Origin of the sequence: Cellulomonas sp. (assembly GCF_035634735.1) — a bacterium.
In the GTDB taxonomy this organism is placed as follows: Bacteria; Actinomycetota; Actinomycetes; order Actinomycetales; family Cellulomonadaceae; genus Cellulomonas.
Genome location: NZ_DASQCJ010000100.1, coordinates 1 through 14,478 on the forward strand (window position 1 = coordinate 1; position 14,478 = coordinate 14,478).

19 protein-coding genes are annotated in these 14,478 nt (G+C 76.7%); 7 read left to right on the forward strand and 12 right to left on the reverse strand.

The features are described from left to right. From VER05_RS08710 to VER05_RS08720, 3 genes are all read right to left on the reverse strand, one after another. Positions 1-1,820 (reverse strand): glycoside hydrolase family 65 protein (locus VER05_RS08710; protein ID WP_324844975.1); only part of this gene is annotated, 1,820 nt, incomplete at its 3' end. Beyond that, positions 1,817-2,593: an HAD-IA family hydrolase gene (locus VER05_RS08715; protein WP_324844976.1), complete on the reverse strand. Its 777-nt coding sequence runs from the start codon at positions 2,591-2,593 to the stop codon at positions 1,817-1,819. The genes VER05_RS08715 and VER05_RS08710, both read right to left, overlap by 4 nt. Before the next feature lie 53 nt (positions 2,594-2,646). Then, entirely contained in the window at positions 2,647-3,789 is a 1,143-nt protein-coding gene (locus VER05_RS08720; RefSeq protein ID WP_324844977.1) for a LacI family DNA-binding transcriptional regulator, read from the reverse strand. 322 nt (positions 3,790-4,111) lie between these two features. Here VER05_RS08720 and VER05_RS08725 point away from each other — a divergent pair, with 322 nt between their 5' ends. Next, positions 4,112-5,344, forward strand: a complete 1,233-nt coding sequence (locus VER05_RS08725; protein ID WP_324844978.1) for an AGE family epimerase/isomerase — start codon at positions 4,112-4,114, stop codon at positions 5,342-5,344. 90 nt (positions 5,345-5,434) lie between these two features. Beyond that, the gene (locus tag VER05_RS08730; RefSeq protein ID WP_324844979.1) at positions 5,435-6,607 is read left to right on the forward strand and encodes an SLC13 family permease; all 1,173 of its coding nucleotides are present in this window, start codon (positions 5,435-5,437) and stop codon (positions 6,605-6,607) included. A 9-nt stretch (positions 6,608-6,616) separates the two neighbouring features. On the opposite strand, the gene VER05_RS08735 is transcribed toward VER05_RS08730, so the two are convergent. Next, positions 6,617-7,267 carry an XRE family transcriptional regulator gene (locus tag VER05_RS08735; RefSeq protein WP_324844980.1) on the reverse strand — a complete coding sequence of 217 codons (651 nt, stop codon included), beginning with the start codon at positions 7,265-7,267 and terminating at the stop codon, positions 6,617-6,619. Positions 7,268-7,357: 90 nt separating this feature from the next. On the opposite strand from VER05_RS08735, the gene VER05_RS08740 reads away from it, so the two are divergent. From VER05_RS08740 to VER05_RS08750, 3 genes are all read left to right on the forward strand, one after another. Then, positions 7,358-8,407 (forward strand): NAD(P)/FAD-dependent oxidoreductase, encoded by a 1,050-nt coding sequence (locus tag VER05_RS08740; RefSeq protein ID WP_324844981.1) that lies wholly within the window; start codon positions 7,358-7,360, stop codon positions 8,405-8,407. Between the two features lie 62 nt (positions 8,408-8,469). Beyond that, a complete protein-coding gene (locus tag VER05_RS08745; protein ID WP_324844982.1) occupies positions 8,470-9,162 on the forward strand; it encodes a class I SAM-dependent methyltransferase in 693 nt (230 codons plus the stop codon). Between the two features lie 58 nt (positions 9,163-9,220). Continuing rightward, a complete protein-coding gene (locus VER05_RS08750) occupies positions 9,221-9,700 on the forward strand; it encodes a heme-degrading domain-containing protein (protein WP_324844983.1) in 480 nt (159 codons plus the stop codon). Positions 9,701-9,788: 88 nt separating this feature from the next. Here the strand turns inward: VER05_RS08750 and VER05_RS08755 are convergent, their stop codons facing one another. From VER05_RS08755 to rpmB, 7 genes are all read right to left on the reverse strand, one after another. Continuing rightward, positions 9,789-10,439 carry an alpha/beta family hydrolase gene (locus tag VER05_RS08755; RefSeq protein WP_324844984.1) on the reverse strand — a complete coding sequence of 217 codons (651 nt, stop codon included), beginning with the start codon at positions 10,437-10,439 and terminating at the stop codon, positions 9,789-9,791. 139 nt (positions 10,440-10,578) lie between these two features. After that, the gene (gene rpmF, locus VER05_RS08760) at positions 10,579-10,749 is read right to left on the reverse strand and encodes a 50S ribosomal protein L32 (RefSeq protein ID WP_324844985.1); all 171 of its coding nucleotides are present in this window, start codon (positions 10,747-10,749) and stop codon (positions 10,579-10,581) included. Continuing rightward, a complete protein-coding gene (gene ykgO, locus VER05_RS08765; RefSeq protein ID WP_034227039.1) occupies positions 10,749-10,871 on the reverse strand; it encodes a type B 50S ribosomal protein L36 in 123 nt (40 codons plus the stop codon). The genes rpmF and ykgO overlap by 1 nt, the downstream gene beginning before the upstream one ends. Then, positions 10,868-11,149 (reverse strand): type B 50S ribosomal protein L31, encoded by a 282-nt coding sequence (locus tag VER05_RS08770; RefSeq protein WP_324844986.1) that lies wholly within the window; start codon positions 11,147-11,149, stop codon positions 10,868-10,870. Before VER05_RS08770 ends, ykgO begins: the two co-directional genes overlap by 4 nt. Positions 11,150-11,159: 10 nt before the next feature. Then, complete coding sequence (gene rpsN / locus VER05_RS08775) at positions 11,160-11,465, reverse strand: 30S ribosomal protein S14 (RefSeq protein WP_324844987.1); 306 nt, start codon at positions 11,463-11,465, stop codon at positions 11,160-11,162. Beyond that, the gene (gene rpmG / locus VER05_RS08780; protein WP_414647590.1) at positions 11,465-11,632 is read right to left on the reverse strand and encodes a 50S ribosomal protein L33; all 168 of its coding nucleotides are present in this window, start codon (positions 11,630-11,632) and stop codon (positions 11,465-11,467) included. The genes rpsN and rpmG overlap by 1 nt, the downstream gene beginning before the upstream one ends. Beyond that, on the reverse strand, positions 11,632-11,868 hold the full coding sequence (rpmB, locus tag VER05_RS08785) for a 50S ribosomal protein L28 (RefSeq protein ID WP_324844988.1): 237 nt from the start codon (positions 11,866-11,868) through the stop codon (positions 11,632-11,634). The genes rpmG and rpmB overlap by 1 nt, the downstream gene beginning before the upstream one ends. Positions 11,869-11,921: 53 nt before the next feature. On the opposite strand from rpmB, the gene VER05_RS08790 reads away from it, so the two are divergent. Both VER05_RS08790 and VER05_RS08795 read left to right on the forward strand, forming a co-directional pair. Then, positions 11,922-13,028, forward strand: a complete 1,107-nt coding sequence (locus tag VER05_RS08790; protein ID WP_324844989.1) for a CobW family GTP-binding protein — start codon at positions 11,922-11,924, stop codon at positions 13,026-13,028. A gap of 114 nt (positions 13,029-13,142) precedes the next feature. Then, complete coding sequence (locus VER05_RS08795; protein WP_147795912.1) at positions 13,143-13,412, forward strand: DUF7218 family protein; 270 nt, start codon at positions 13,143-13,145, stop codon at positions 13,410-13,412. Positions 13,413-13,556: 144 nt separating this feature from the next. Here the strand turns inward: VER05_RS08795 and VER05_RS08800 are convergent, their stop codons facing one another. Further along, entirely contained in the window at positions 13,557-14,465 is a 909-nt protein-coding gene (locus tag VER05_RS08800; protein ID WP_324844990.1) for a metal ABC transporter substrate-binding protein, read from the reverse strand. Positions 14,466-14,478: the final 13 nt, after the last annotated feature.

Here is a 14,478-nt window from a genome sequence, read left to right on the forward strand (position 1 = left end):
GGGCGCTTGGCCGGGTCGGTGTTGGCCAGGTCCCAGAGCTCCTTCTCGAGGAAGTTCGCGTCCTGGGGGTGGATGCCGAGCCGCTCGTCGTACGGGATGTGCATCCGCTCGGCGGCGTGCGCCCACTCGTCCAGCTCGTCCTGGGTCAGGTGCAGCCGGGCGACGAGCGCGGCGTGCTCCGCCGGGTGCTCGTGCGCCAGGCGGTCCACGGCCTCGACGGCGCCGCGCAGGTTGGCGCGGGCCATCACGTTGGTGAACAGGTTGTCGTTCACGACGGTCGTGTACTCGTCCGGGCCGGTGACGCCGTGGATGTGGAACGACGCGTCGCCGTTCGTCCCGCGCCAGAAGCCCAGGTCGGCCCACATGCGCGCGGTCTCCACCAGGATGTCGACGGCCTCGCGGGCGAGGAAGTCGTCGTCGCCGGTGGCCGCGACGTACTGCCGCACGGCGTGCGCGATGTCGGCGTCGATGTGGTACTGCGCGGTGCCGGCCGCGTAGTAGGCGGACGCCTCCTCGCCGTTGATCGTGCGCCACGGGAACAGCGCGCCGTTCTGGTTGAGCTCGGCGGCCCGGCGGCGCGCGGCGTCGAGCATCGTGTACCGGAACCGCAGCGCGTTCCGCGCGATCCGGGGCGACGTGTACGTCAGGAACGGCAGGACGTAGACCTCGGTGTCCCAGAAGTAGTGCCCGCTGTACCCGGAGCCGGTGAGGCCCTTCGCGGCGATGCCGTTGCCCTCGGCGCGGGCCGTCGCCTGCGCGAGCTGGAACAGGTTCCACCGGATGGCCTGCTGCAGGTCGGGCTGCCCCGGCACCTCGACGTCGCTGCGCGCCCAGAAGTCGTCGAGCCAGGCGCGCTGGTCGGCGAACAGCTGCTCGACGCCGGCGGCCTGCGCCCGGTCGAGGGTGCGGCGGCACCGGTCGGCGAGCTCGCGCGCGGGCACGCCGCGGGACGAGTGGTAGGTGACGACCTTGGTGATGCGGACCGTCTGGCCCTGCTTGGCGTCGATCCGGTAGACGTGCTTGGCCAGGTCCTCCTCGACGAGCGACAGCTCCTCGTAGGCGTTGTCCGTCTCGATCGTGTGGTCCGCGGCCACCGACAGCGTCATGCCGGACGCGGCGGCCCGGTAGGACATCACGTACCGGCCCTCGGCGCCCCAGTGCGTCTTCGGCTCGAGGACGCGGGCGGTCAGCGTCTCCGACTTGCGGGGGTCGAAGCCCTCGCCCATCGCGGCGGAGCGGACGTGGTACTCGTCCTGCCCGTCCTGCCGGTTGAGGATCTGGCTGCTCAGCACCACCGGGGCGTCGGCGTCGAGCATCGTCAGCTCGTACGTCATGACGGCCAGGTGCCGCTCGGCGAACGACACCATGCGCCGGGTGCGCACCTGCACGCGCTTGCCGGACGGCGTCTGCCAGACCAGGTCGCGGGACAGCACGCCGTCGCGGAAGTCGAGGCTCCGCTCGTAGGAGTGCAGGTCCGCGACCGTCAGCAGCAGCGGCTCGTCGTCGACGTACAGCCGCATGATCTTGGCGTCCGGGACGTTGACGATCGTCTGGCCCACGCGCGCGAAGCCGTAGGCCTCCTCGGCGTGCCGGATCGGCCAGGTCTCGTGGAACCCGTTGATGAAGGTGCCGTGGCTGTGGCTGTCCCGGCCCTCCTCGACGTTGCCGCGCATGCCGAGGTACCCGTTGCCGACGGCGAACAGGGTCTCGGTCCGGCCCAGGTCGGACGCGTCGTGCTGCGTCTCGCGCAGCCGCCACTCGTCCTTGGGGAACCGGTTGCGGTCCAGGGGGTCCGGGGTGAACAGGGAGGTGGGGTTCACGGCAGGGTGCTCTCGTGCTCGTCGGTTCCGTCGGTCGTGGTGACGAGCTCCGCGAGGTCGTCCACCACCAGGTCTGCCCCCTGCTCGCGCAGCACGTCGGCGCCGGCGCCGCGGTCCACGCCGATCACGAGCCCGAACGCCCCGGCCCGGCCGGAGGCGACGCCGGACTCGGCGTCCTCGACGACGACCGCGCGCTCGCGCGGGACGCCGAGCCGGTCGGCGGCGTACAGGTACGTCGCCGGGTCCGGCTTGCCCGCCAGCCCCTGCGCCGCGGCGACCAGGCCGTCGACCACGAGCGGGAACCGGTCCGTCAGGCCCGCGGCGGCCAGCACGGGCACCGCGTTCCGGCTGCTCGACACCACGGCGACCTTCCGGCCCTGGGCGAGCAGCGCGTCGACCAGGCGCACCGAGCCCGGGTAGGGCGTCACGCCCTCGGTCTCCAGCACCTGGGTGAAGACGGCGTTCTTCCGGTTGCCGAGGCCGCAGACCGTCTCGGTGTCGGGGGAGTCCGCCGGGTCGCCCCACGGGAGCTCGATGCCGCGCGACGCCAGGAGGGACCGCACGCCCTCGTAGCGGGGCTTGCCGTCGATGTGCGCGAAGTAGTCGGCGTCGGTGTACGGGGCCGCACCGCGCGCGTCGAGCAGCGGCGCGAACAGCCGCGCCCAGGCGTGCATGTGCACGACGGCGGTGGGGGTGAGGACCCCGTCGAGGTCGAACAGGACGGCGTCGAGGCCGTCGAGGACCGCGGTCGGGCGGTCGGGTGCGGTTGCCACGGTGGAGCTCCCAGGGGCGTGGTGTGCGGGTGCGGGTCGTGCGGGGTCGTGCGTCATGCGGCGGTGGTCCGGGGTGCCGGTCGGGCGTCGGCCGGCCCGGGGGCGGCGGCGCGCGGTGCGGGCCCGGCGCTGGAGGCCCGGACGACGAGCTCGGGCGGGACCAGCCCGGCCGGGGCCGGCCGGTGCCCGAGGTCGACGCCGAGCCGGTCCAGCACCTGCTCGACGAGGGTCTGCGCCACCAGTCTGATCGGTTGCCGCAGGCTCGTCAGCCCGGGACGCGCGAACGCGGCCAGGTCGGAGTCGTCGTAGCCCGTGATCGCGACGTCCCGGCCGGGGGTGCCGCCGGCGTCCGCGACGGCGGCGAGCGCGCCGAGGGCCAGGGCGTCGGACGCGCAGACCAGGGCGGTCGGGGCGTCGGCGGACCGCCCGAGCAGCGCGGCCACGGCCGCGGCGGCCGCGTCCGGGTCGTCCGCGGCGGCGGTCGCCTCGGGCCCCCGGGCCGCAGGCGTCCCGTCGGCGCCGGCGGTCGCCGCGAGCCAGGCCGCGCGCCGCGCGTCGCCGCCGGCGCCGTCCGCGGGCCAGCCGACGAACCCGATCCGGCGGTGCCCGCGGGCGCGGAGGTGCCCGACCGCGAGCCGCACGCCGAGCGCGCCGTCGACGTCGACCCACGGGTGCGCGGCGTCCGGGTCGCCCCACGGCTGCCCGTGCGCGACGAACGCCGCCCCGCGGTCCGCGAGCCAGGCCGGGCGCGCGTCGCCGGGGTGGGTGTCCGCGACGACCACGGCGTCCACGTCGCCGGCGGCCAACAGCTCGCCGTAGGCGGCGATCTCCGCCGCGTCGTCCCCGTACGGGGCGTCGAACGCGAGGAACCGGTAGCCGTGCGGCCGGGCCGCCGCGACGAGCTCGTGCAGCAGCCGGTCCGGGTGCGCCGCGGTGCGGTGCGCCGTCGACCCGACGCGGATGCCGATCAGGCCGGAGCGGCGCGAGGTCAGCGCGCGGGCGGCGTGGTCGGGGCGGTAGCCGAGCGAGGTCACGGAGCGGCGCACGCGCTCCAGCGTGGCGGGCGAGAGCCGGTGCGGCGCGTTGAGCGCGTTCGACACCGTCTGCCGGGAGACGCCCGCGTGCTCGGCCACCGCGCGGATGGTCACCCGGGGGGCGCGCGCGTCGGCGGCGCGCGGGGCGTCGGCGGTGGGCATGCGGCGGTCCTCGTGGCGTCCGTCGGGGCGGGGGTGGGGGTGCGGGTGGTGCGGGACCGACGGAGCCGCTTTGACCGGTCAAATCCGCCTCGATCATGGTCGCGTCAGGGGTGCGGTGTCAAAGCTCCAGGACGACTCGGACGAACCGGACCGCGTCACGGCTGGCCTGCACGTTCGTGCACATCGCGACCGGGTGGTCGGTCGCGGCGGCGTGCGCTGCGGGGACGCGTCGCGGCGGGGTCGGCGCGGGGGCGCCGCGGCCGCCGCGCGAGGGCGCCGCCGGGGCGGGCCGGGGGCCCCGGGTGTGACTAGGGTGACACCCATGACGTGGCTGACGACGCCCGCGCACGCCCGCTGGCTCGAGACCGAGACCGACCGCCTGCTCGCCTTCGGGAAGGCCTCCGCCGCCCCGTCCGGCGGGTTCCTCCGCCTGGACGACGTGGGCCGGCCGCTGCCGGGGCCCGCCGAGCTGTGGATCACCTGCCGGATGACGCACGTGTACGCGCTGGCCCACCTGCTCGGGCGGCCGGGCTCCGCCGCGCTGGTCGACCACGGGCTGGCCGCGCTCGACGGGCTGTTCCGGGACGCCGAGCACGGCGGCTGGTACGCCGAGGTGGACGCCGACGGCACCCCGCGCGACGACGCCAAGGCCGCGTACCCGCACGCGTTCGTCGTCCTGGCCACGTCCTCCGCCGTCGCCGCGGGCCGGCCGGGCGCCGAGGCGCTGCTGCGCGAGGCCCTGGCCGTCTCGGAGACGCGGTTCTGGGACGAGGAGGCCGGGATGGCCGTCGAGTCCTGGGACCGCACGTTCACCGAGCTCGACGCCTACCGCGGCGTCAACGCCAACATGCACACGGTCGAGGCCTACCTCGCCGCGCACGGCGTGACCGGCGAGCGGGTGTGGCTGGACCGCGCCGTCCGGATCCTCACCCGGGTCGTGCACGGCTTCGCGCGGGACAACGCCTGGCGGATCCCGGAGCACTTCGACGCCGGGTGGAACGCGGACCTCGAGTACAACGTCGACGCCCCGGCGCACCCGTTCCGGCCGTACGGCGCGACCGTCGGGCACTGGCTGGAGTGGGCCCGGCTCACCCTGCACGCCCGGGCCTCGCTCACCGCGGCCGGGGACGTCGCGCCCGCGTGGATGGTCCAGGACGCCACCGCGCTGTTCGACGCGTCGGTCCGCGAGGGCTGGGCCGTGGACGGCGCCCCCGGGTTCGTCTACACGGTGGACTGGTCCGGGCAGCCCGTCGTGCGCGAGCGGATGCACTGGGTCGCCGCCGAGGGCATCGCGGCCGCAGCCGCCCTGCACGCCGCGACGGGCGAGCAGCGGTTCGACGACTGGTACGCCACGTGGTGGGACTACGCCGCCGAGCACCTGCTCGACCACGAGGGCGGGTCCTGGTGGCACGAGCTCGGCACCGACAACCGGGTGTCCCGCACCGTGTGGGAGGGCAAGGCCGACCTCTACCACGCGGTGCAGGCGACGCTGATCCCGCGGCTGCCGCTGGCGCCGGTGCTGGCGCCCGCGCTGGCGCAGGGGCTGCTGGACTGACGGTCCGCGGCGGCGTCCGCCGGACGCCGCCGCGGACGACCCGCCGGACGCCGCCGCGCGGGGGCGCGGCGCGGGACCTAGAGTTCCGCCGTGCCCAGGCTCCGGCGTGCCGTCCCGTGGTGGGCGGTGGCCGTGGTGCCGGCCGCCGCCGCGGTGCTCACCGGCGCCCTGCCGCGGGCCGACGCGGCGGCCCTCGCCGAGCGCGTCGGGCCGGTGCTGCTGTTCGTCGCCGCGCTCACGGTCGTCGCCGAGCTGTGCGGCGCCGCCGGCCTGTTCGACGTCGCCACGGACGCCGCCGCGCGCGCCTCGGGCGGGCGGCGGTGGCTGCTCTGGCTGCTGCTGGTGGGCATCGCGGTGGTGTCGACCGTGCTGCTCTCGCTCGACACCACGGCCGTGCTGCTCACCCCGCTGGCGATCACGCTGGCCCGCCGCACCCGGACGTCGCCGCTGCTGCTGGTGCTCACCGTCGTCGCGCTCGCGAACACCGCGTCGCTGCTGCTGCCGGTGTCCAACCTGACCAACCTGCTCGCCGACCACCGGTTCGCCGAGCAGGACGTCGGCTACCTCGGGGTGATGTGGGCGCCGGCGCTCGCGGCCGTCGTGGTCACCGTGGCCGTCCTGGCGGTCCGCGGCCGCCGGGACCTGCGCGGCCGGTTCGAGCCGGGCGAGCGGTACGCCCCGCCCGACCGGGCGCTGCTGGTCGCCACCGGGGCCACCGTCGCGGTGATGGCCGTCGGGTTCGTGGCGGGCCTGCCCGTGTGGGCCGTGGCGCTGGGCGCGGCGGCGGTGCTGCTGGCCGCGTTCGCCGTGCGGCGCCGGCCGGTGCCCGGGCGGGCGCGCGACCTGGTGCCCTGGCGGATGATCGTGGTCGTCGGCGCCCTGTTCGTCGTCGTCGAGACCCTGCACGTGCGCGGGCTCGGGGACTGGGTGCTGGACGCCGCTCCGGCGGGGTCGGACACCGGGGCGCTGCTGGGCGTCGCCGCGCTGTCGGCGGCGGTCGCGAACGGGGTCAACAACCTGCCCGCGTACCTGCTGCTCGAGCCGGTCGCGGGGGAGGACGTGCGCCGGCTCGCGGCGGTGCTGATCGGGACCGGGGTGGGGCCGCTGCTCACCCCGTGGGCGTCGCTCGCGACCGTGCTGTGGTGGCGGCGGTGCCGGCAGGCGATGGTGCACGTGCCGGTGCGGGCGTTCGTGGTGCAGGGGCTGTGGCTCGCGCCGCTGTGCGTCGCCGCGTCGGTGCTGGCGCTCGCGGCCGTGGCCTGACCCGCGCGGTCAGGGCCTCCGGGTGGAGCGGGCGCGCACGTGCATGCGCTCGCCCTGCGGGCCCCACAGCGTGAGCACCTCGGCGGCCCCGGGGCCGGGGTTCGTGAACCAGTGCGGGATCCGGGTGTCGAACTCGACCGCCTCCCCGGGCTCGATCATGAGGTCGTGCTCGCCGAGCACCAGGCGCATCCGCCCCGACAGCACGTACATCCACTCGTAGCCCTCGTGGGTGCGCGGGTCGACGGGACCGGGGTTGTGCCCGGCCGGGAACACCTGCTTGTAGGCCTGCAGCCCGCCCTGCCGGCGGCTGAGCGGGACGAACGTGACCCCGTGCCGCTCGACGGGCGACAGGTGCACGCGCGGGTCGCCCGTCTCGGGGGCGCCGACCAGGTCGTCCAGCGGGACCTGGTGCGCCCGGGCGAGGGGCAGCAGCAGCTCGAGCGTCGGCCGCCGCTGCCCGGACTCCAGCCGGGAGAGGGTGCTGACCGAGATGCCCGTGCTGCGGGACAGGTCGGCCAGCGTGGCGCCGCGCCGCTGGCGCAGGTCGCGCAGCCGGGGCCCGACGGCCTCGAGCACGGGCTCGAGGTCGGCGGGGGCGTCGTCGCCGGGCGGCGGCGCCGGCGTCGGCGGGACGGTGCGGGGGCGGCGGGGCTCGGCCATGCCTCCATTTGCCGACCTGGCAACGATGTTTGTCAAGGGCGCACCGTCGCGCGCACCGTGGGAGCCATCGACGAGAGGGCGGAGGACCCCATGGAGACGGAGCAGCACGACGTGCTGGTGGTCGGCGGCGGCGCGGCGGGGCTGGGCGGCGCGCTCACCCTGGCCCGCGCCCGCCGGAGCGTGCTGGTGGTGCACGACGGCGCGCCCCGGAACGCGCCCGCGGCGCACATGCACGCCTACCTCGGGCTGGACGGGCTGCCGCCCGCGGAGCTGCTGGCGCGCGGCCGGGCCGAGGTCGAGGGCTACGGGGCCGAGGTCGTCGAGGACCGGGTGGTCGACCTCCGGCGCGACGGCGACGGGTTCCGCGCGACGCTCGCGGGCGGCCGGGTCGTCCGGTCGCGGAAGGTGCTGGTGGCCACCGGGCTGGTGGACGCGCTGCCGGCCGTCCCCGGGCTCGCGGACCGCTGGGGCCGCGACGTGCTGCACTGCCCGTTCTGCCACGGCTGGGAGGTCCGGGACCGCGCGGTCGCGGTGCTCGGCACCGGCCCGGTCGCGGTGCACCAGGCGCAGCTGTGGCGGGGCTGGACCGCGGACGTGACGCTGTTCCTGGGCGGCGGTGCCGACCCGGCCGCCGGGGACGGGCTGTCCGACGACGACTGGGAGCGGCTCGCCGCCCTGGGCGTGCGGGTGGTCGAGGGGGCCGTGGCGGGGCTGGAGGTGGCGGACGACGTGCTGACCGGCGTGCGGCTGGCCACCGGGACCGTGCTGGCCTGCGACGCGGTGGTCGTCGCGACCACCCTCGGCGCGCGGCTCGACGGGCTCGAGGGCCTGGGGCTGCCGACCGAGCCGGCGGCGATGGGCGACCGCGTGATCGGCACCCGGGTCGCCGCGGCGCCGGACGGGTCGACGACCGTGCCGGGCGTGCGGGTCGCCGGGAACGTCACCGACCTGCGGGCGCAGGTGCAGGTCGCCGCGGCGGCCGGGCTGACCGCGGGCGCGGCGCTGGTCGCCGAGCTCGCCGCCGAGGACGCCGACGCCGCCGTGGCGCGGTACCGGGCGGAGCAGGCGGCGCCGTTCTCGGGGCGCGCGGAGCGCGAGCTCGCCGCGCGCCGGGCCGGTACCGGGCCGGTCGGGCTGTGAGCGGGCGGGGCGGGGCCGCCGCGGGGTGGTCCCGCGGCGGGGACGACGCGGAGGAGCGGGGCATGGGGCAGGAGCACGGCGGCGCCGGGGGCGGGCACGGGCACGGGCACGGCGGCGACCCGGGCGAGGTGCGGCACGACCGGGAGTTCTGGGAGGACCGGTACCGCTCCGCGCCGCGGGTGTGGAGCGGGAGCCCGAACCCGCAGCTGGTCGACGAGGTCGGCGGCCTCGCGCCGGGGCGGGCGCTCGACGTCGCGTGCGGCGAGGGCGGCGACGCCCTGTGGCTCGCGGGGCGCGGCTGGGTCGTGACCGCGGTCGACCTGGCGCGGACGGCGCTCGACCGGGTCGAGGCCGCCGCCGCGGCGGCCGGCCCGGAGGTCGCGGCGCGGGTGCGGACCGAGCGGGTCGACATCGCGACGTGGGACGCCGGGGACGGCGGCTACGACCTGGTGACGACGCACTTCCTGCACCTGCCGCCGGCGGTCCGGGCCGTGGCGTTCGCGCGGATGGCGCGGGCGGTGGCGCCGGGCGGCACGCTGCTGGTCGTCGCGCACCACGCGAGCGACCTGCGCACCACCATCGGCCGCCCGGACCTGCCGGAGCTGTTCTTCGACCCCGAGGACGTCGTCGCGGCGCTCGAGCCGGGGGCGTGGGAGGTGCCGGTCGCCGAGGCACGGCCCCGCACGGCGACCGACCCCGACGGGCGGGAGATCACCATCCGGGACACCGTCGTGCGGGCGGTGCGCCGGGGCTGACGGCCCGGGGGGCGGTCGCTGCCGCCCGCCGGCGCCGGCGGGTGGCAGGATCGCGCCCATGAGCGACGACACCGAGGTGCGGGCCCTGATCGCCGAGGTCGAGCGGCAGGAGCGCGACCTGCGCTTCGCCACCTTCACCAACGACGACGCGTGGGAGCTCGGCGTGCTCCTGGTCCGGCTGGCGACCGAGCGCGGGCTGCCCGTGACCGTCGACATCCGGCGCGGCGCGCAGCAGCTGTTCCACGCCGCGCGGCCCGGGACGGTCGCCGACAACGACTCCTGGATCGAGCGCAAGGTGCGCGTGGTCGAGCGGTTCGGCACCTCGTCCTACCTGCAGGGCCTGCGGGCGCGCGCGAAGGGGACGACGTTCGGCGCGGTGCACGAGCTGCCGCTGCAGCAGTACGCCGCGCACGGCGGGGCGTTCCCGGTGCACGTCGAGGGCGTCGGGGTGGTCGGCGTGGTGACGGTCTCGGGCCTCCCGCAGGCGGACGACCACGCCCTCGTCACGGAGGCGGTGCGCACGTTCCTGGACGGCTGACCCGCCGTCCGTCGGCGAGGTCGGCACTCCGGTGCCGAGGTCGGCACCTGGAGCTGCCGATCTCGGACCCGGACTGCCGACCTCGGCGTCAGGGGACGGGGAGGACCGTGGGGAGCCAGGCCGTCACGGCCGCCGCCACGGCCGCGGTGTCCTTCTTGAGGGCGTGGTCGCCGGGGACCTCGGCGACCGTGCGCGTGGGCGACGCCGGCGGGGTGCCGTAGGGGTCCGTCGTGCCCTGGACGACCAGCACCGGGACCCCGGCGGCCTCGAGCTCCGGCAGCCGGCTCGGGGCGTCCGGGCGGCCCGGGGGACGCGTGGGGAACGCCAGGCACAGCACGCCGACGGCGCCGGTGGCGAGCGCCGTGCGGCACGCGGTGCGGGCGCCCGCGGACCGGCCGCCGGTGATCAGCGGCGCGTCGAGGGCGCGGGCGCGCAGGTCGGCGACGACGGCGGCCCACGCCTCGTCCAGGGCGGGGCCGCGCGGGCCGACCCGCTTGCCGGCGACGCGGTACGGCTGCTCGACGAGCGCCACCGCCAGCCCGAGCGCGGTCGCCGCGGCGGTCACCGCGCGCAGGTCGGGGGCGTCGATGCCGCCGCCGGCCCCGTGCCCGAGCACGAGCGCCCCCGGGACGGTCACGCGCCCGTCGGACCCCGGGCCGGCCCCGGCGGGCAGGTGCAGGTGCGCCCGCGCGACCCCCTGCGGGGTGCTGATGTCGAGGCTGCTGGCGGGCGCGCTCATGCCGGTCACGCTACCGGCGTCGCGCCCGGTAGCGCCCGCCGCCGGTCGCCGCGGTGAGGTCGTCACAACGCGGCGAGGTCGTCACTCCTGAGTGACGACCTCGCGCGCTTGTGACGACCTCACGGTCGCTCGACGTGGGTCAGCGCGGGTCGACCAGGCCGCGCTCGACCGCGCGGAGCAGGCGGCGCGGGACCTCGACGGTGCTGCCGTCGGGGGTGCGGGCCGTCACGAGCGGCACCGGGGTCGCCTTCCACCGGGACCGGCGCGCGCGGGTGTTGCTGCGGGAGAGCTTGCGCTTCGGGACGGCCATCAGCCCTGCCTCGCCTTCCAGCGCGGGTTCTTCTTGTTGATCACGAAGGTCTTGCCGTGGCGGCGCACCACGATCGAGCCCTCCTTCTTCTTCAGGGACGCCAGGGAGGCGCGCACCTTCATCGGGTCTCCTCGGGGGTGGTGTCGTCGGCCGGGGTCGCCAGGCCGTAGCGCTGCCGGAACTTCTCGACCCGGCCGGCGGTGTCGAGCACGCGCGACTTCCCCGTGTAGAAGGGGTGCGAGGCGGAGGACACGTCGACGTCGACGACCGGGTAGGTGTGCCCGTCCTCCCACGCGATGGTCTTCTCCGACGTCACGGTGGACCGGGTCAGGAACGCGAAGTCCGCGCTCACGTCCCGGAACACGACGGGGCGGTACGCGGGGTGGATGCCCTGCTTCATGTCGTACTCCTCACCAGCTGGACTTGGTCACGCCGGGCAGCTCGCCGCGGTGCGCCATGGCGCGCATCCGCACGCGGGACAGCCCGAACTTCCCGACGTACCCGCGGGGCCGGCCGTCGGCGAGGTCCCGGTTGCGGACGCGCGTCGGGCTCGCGTCGCGGGGCAGCGCCTGGAGCGCGGTGCGCGCCGCGACGCGCTCGGTCTCGGACAGGTGCGGGTTCACCGCGGCGGCCTTGAGCTCGAGCCGGCGCTCGGCGTACCGGGCGACCGCGGCCTTGCGCTGCTCGTTCTTCGCGATCTTGCTCGTCTTGGCCATCAGCGCTCCTCCTTGAAGTCGACGTGCCGCCGCACCACGGGGTCGTACTTCCGCAGCACGAGGCGGTCGGGGTCGTTGCGGCGGTTCTTGCGGGTGACGTAGGTGAAGCCCGTCCCCGCGGTGGAGCGCAGCTTGATGATCGGGCGGACGTCGGCGGCGCGGGCCATCAGACGCGTCCCCCGCGGGCGCGGATCCGGGCGATGACGACCTCGATGCCGAGCTTGTCGACCGTCTTGATGCCCCGGGCGCTGATCGTCAGCGTGACGTGCCGGCCGAGCGAGGGCACCCAGTAGCGCTTCCGCTGGATGTTGGGGTCGAACCGGCGCTTGGTGCGGCGGTGCGAGTGGGAGATGGCGTGGCCGAACGAAGGGGACGTCCCGAGGACCTGGCAGTGAGCGGACATGCGACGATCATAGGTAATGAGAATCGTTCGCGACAAGCGCTAGGCTGGACGGCATGTCCCGACGCGATCTGACGCCCCTGCTCGTGCTCGCCACCGTCGACCCGCTGCTCCGCGACGCCGTCGCGTTCGGCGTGGTCGTCGACCGGCCCCGGACCGTGGTGCTGCGGCACGACATCGTCGACGGGCCGGAGGGCGGCGGGATCCGCCGGGTGGTCGCCGACGCGTCCGGCGTGGTCGAGGACGTGCTGGTCCCGCTGGAGCACGCCTGCCTCAGCTGCTCGGTGCGCGAGGACGCCGTGCCGACGCTCGAGCGGCTCGCGCGCGACCCGCGCTGGGACGCCGTGCTGCTCGCCCTGCCGGTGTCGGCGGAGTCGCTGCCGGTCACCCGCGCGCTCGGCTGGGCCGTCCGGCGCGGGGGCGGGCTGCGGTCGTTGCGGCTCGCGGGCGTCGTGGCGGCGCTCGACCTCGCGACGTTCGAGGACGACCTGCTCGGCGACGACCTGCTGGACGAGCGCGGGCTCGCGCTCACCCAGGACGACGGCCGCGCGGTCGGCGAGGCGCTCGCGGCCCAGGTCGGGCACGCCGACGTGGTGCTGGTCGCGGGCGATCCCGCCGAGCACCCCGTCGCGTCCGACCTGCTGGACCACGTGCGCGCCGCGGACGGCCGCCGGGTCGACGGCGTGTACGCCGCGGACGTCGCGGCGCTGCTCGCGGGCCGGCACGACGTGCGGGCCGGCGACCGGCGGCTGGACCCCCGGCTCGCCGCGCCGGTGCCCGGCGCGCCCACCGCGCACGGGGTGTGGACGCTCGAGCTCCACGCCGACCGCCCGCTGCACCCGGAGCGGCTGGTGGCCGAGGTGGCCCGGCTCGGGCAGGGCCGGCACCGCAGCCGCGGGCACTTCTGGGTCCCGAGCCGGCCGGACTCGGTGTGCGTGTGGGACGGCGCGGGCGGCCAGCTCAGCGTCGGGGCGCTCGGCACCTGGGGGCGTCGCCCCGCCGGGACCCGGCTCGTGTTCACCGGGGTCGAGGACGTGCGCGCCGACCTGCTCGCGGCGTTCGAGGACGTGCTGCTGACCGCGGACGAGCACGCGCGCGGCCTGCACCCGTGGCTCGGCGCGGACGACGTGCTGGCGCCCTGGCTCGGCGACCGCGCGGCCTGACGCCGGCCGCCGCCACCGCCGGCGGGCCCGACCCGGGGCGCCTCCGGATGCGGGCGCCGTGCGCCGGGGGCATCGTCGAGAGGGTCGGACGTCGTCCAGAGCGAGGAGGTCGCCATGCCGCGCCGTGACCCGGGCCCGAGCGTCAAGGACAAGGGGCTGTACGAGGAGCTCCGCGACGAGGGCAACAGCAAGGAGAAGTCCGCCCGCATCGCCAACGCCGCCGCGGCGCGCGGGCGGTCGTCGGTCGGGAAGAAGGGCGGCGAGTCCGGCTCGTACGAGGACTGGACGGTCGAGGACCTGCGCAAGCGGGCCGCCGAGATCGGCATCGAGGGGCGGTCCTCGATGAAGAAAGCCGACCTGGTGGACGCGCTCCGCTCGCACTGACCCGCGCACGCACGTCTGCGAGTGGAAGGGTGTGACGGACACGCCGACGGCGTGTCCGTCACACCCTTCCACTCTGCCGGGGGTGGCCCGGGGGTGGCCCGGGGGTGGCCCGGGGGTGGCCCGGGGTGGACCGGGCCCGCGGGGTCAGGCGGCGCAGGTCAGCCCGGCGGTCAGCGCGGCCAGGTTGTCCCGCATGACGTCGAGGTAGTCGCGCTCGTCGTCCTCGGCGAGCCCCTCCAGCGGGTCGAGCACGGCCGTCGCCACCCCGAGGTCGTCGGCGAGGGTCTGCGTCACCTTCGGGCTGGTCAGCGTCTCGAAGTACAGCGTGCGGACGCCCTCGGCCGCCACGGTCGCGGCCACGTCCCGGAGCCGCGCGGGCGACGGCTCGACCTCGGGGTCGATGCCGCTGAGCCCGACCTGGTGCAGCCCGTACCGCTGGGCCAGGTAGCCGAACGCCTCGTGCGACGCGACGAGCGTGGCGCCGTGGCAGGCGGCCAGCCCGTCGGCGAGCTCCGTGTCGAGCGCCGCCAGGTCGGCGACCAGGTCGTCCGCCGCGGCGGCGAAGTCGTCCGCGTGCGCCGGGTCGACCTCCGCGAGCGCGCCGGCGACCTGGTGCGCGACGTCCGCGAGCCGGGTCGGGTCGAGCCAGAAGTGCGGGTCCAGGCTGCTGCCGGTGCCGGGGGCGACGCCGTCCGGGGCGACCTCCAGGCCGGCGGCCTCGGCGGCGTCGACGACGTGCGCGGGGGAGGTGGCCGCGACGGCGGCGTCGGTCGCTGCCTGGAAGCCGGAGAGGTAGACGACGAGGTCGGCGTCGCCGAGCCCGGACACCGCGCTGGGCGACAGCTCCAGGTCGTGCGACTCGCCGCCCGGCGGGGTCAGCGAGGTGACGGCGACGTGCTCGCCGCCCACCCGCTCGGCGACGAACTGCAGCGGGTAGAACGCGGCGACGACGTCGTGCCGGTCGTCGGCGTCGGCGGGGGAGCAGGCCACGAGCGCGGCGCCGGCCAGCCCGAGGGCGAGCGCGGCCGTGAGGGTGCGGGTCGTGCGGGGCACGGGGGTCCTTCCG

Coding starts and splice junctions, on each gene's coding strand:
- VER05_RS08720 (WP_324844977.1), bottom strand. CDS start 3,789: ATGCCCACCGCCGACGCCCCGCGCGCCGCCGACGCGCGCGCCCCCCGG.
- VER05_RS08725 (WP_324844978.1), top strand. CDS start 4,112: ATGACGTGGCTGACGACGCCCGCGCACGCCCGCTGGCTCGAGACCGAG.
- VER05_RS08735 (WP_324844980.1), bottom strand. CDS start 7,267: ATGGCCGAGCCCCGCCGCCCCCGCACCGTCCCGCCGACGCCGGCGCCG.
- VER05_RS08740 (WP_324844981.1), top strand. CDS start 7,358: ATGGAGACGGAGCAGCACGACGTGCTGGTGGTCGGCGGCGGCGCGGCG.
- VER05_RS08745 (WP_324844982.1), top strand. CDS start 8,470: ATGGGGCAGGAGCACGGCGGCGCCGGGGGCGGGCACGGGCACGGGCAC.
- VER05_RS08750 (WP_324844983.1), top strand. CDS start 9,221: ATGAGCGACGACACCGAGGTGCGGGCCCTGATCGCCGAGGTCGAGCGG.
- VER05_RS08755 (WP_324844984.1), bottom strand. CDS start 10,439: ATGAGCGCGCCCGCCAGCAGCCTCGACATCAGCACCCCGCAGGGGGTC.
- rpmF (WP_324844985.1), bottom strand. CDS start 10,749: ATGGCCGTCCCGAAGCGCAAGCTCTCCCGCAGCAACACCCGCGCGCGC.
- ykgO (WP_034227039.1), bottom strand. CDS start 10,871: ATGAAGGTGCGCGCCTCCCTGGCGTCCCTGAAGAAGAAGGAGGGCTCG.
- VER05_RS08770 (WP_324844986.1), bottom strand. CDS start 11,149: ATGAAGCAGGGCATCCACCCCGCGTACCGCCCCGTCGTGTTCCGGGAC.
- rpsN (WP_324844987.1), bottom strand. CDS start 11,465: ATGGCCAAGACGAGCAAGATCGCGAAGAACGAGCAGCGCAAGGCCGCG.
- rpmG (WP_414647590.1), bottom strand. CDS start 11,632: ATGGCCCGCGCCGCCGACGTCCGCCCGATCATCAAGCTGCGCTCCACC.
- rpmB (WP_324844988.1), bottom strand. CDS start 11,868: ATGTCCGCTCACTGCCAGGTCCTCGGGACGTCCCCTTCGTTCGGCCAC.
- VER05_RS08790 (WP_324844989.1), top strand. CDS start 11,922: ATGTCCCGACGCGATCTGACGCCCCTGCTCGTGCTCGCCACCGTCGAC.
- VER05_RS08795 (WP_147795912.1), top strand. CDS start 13,143: ATGCCGCGCCGTGACCCGGGCCCGAGCGTCAAGGACAAGGGGCTGTAC.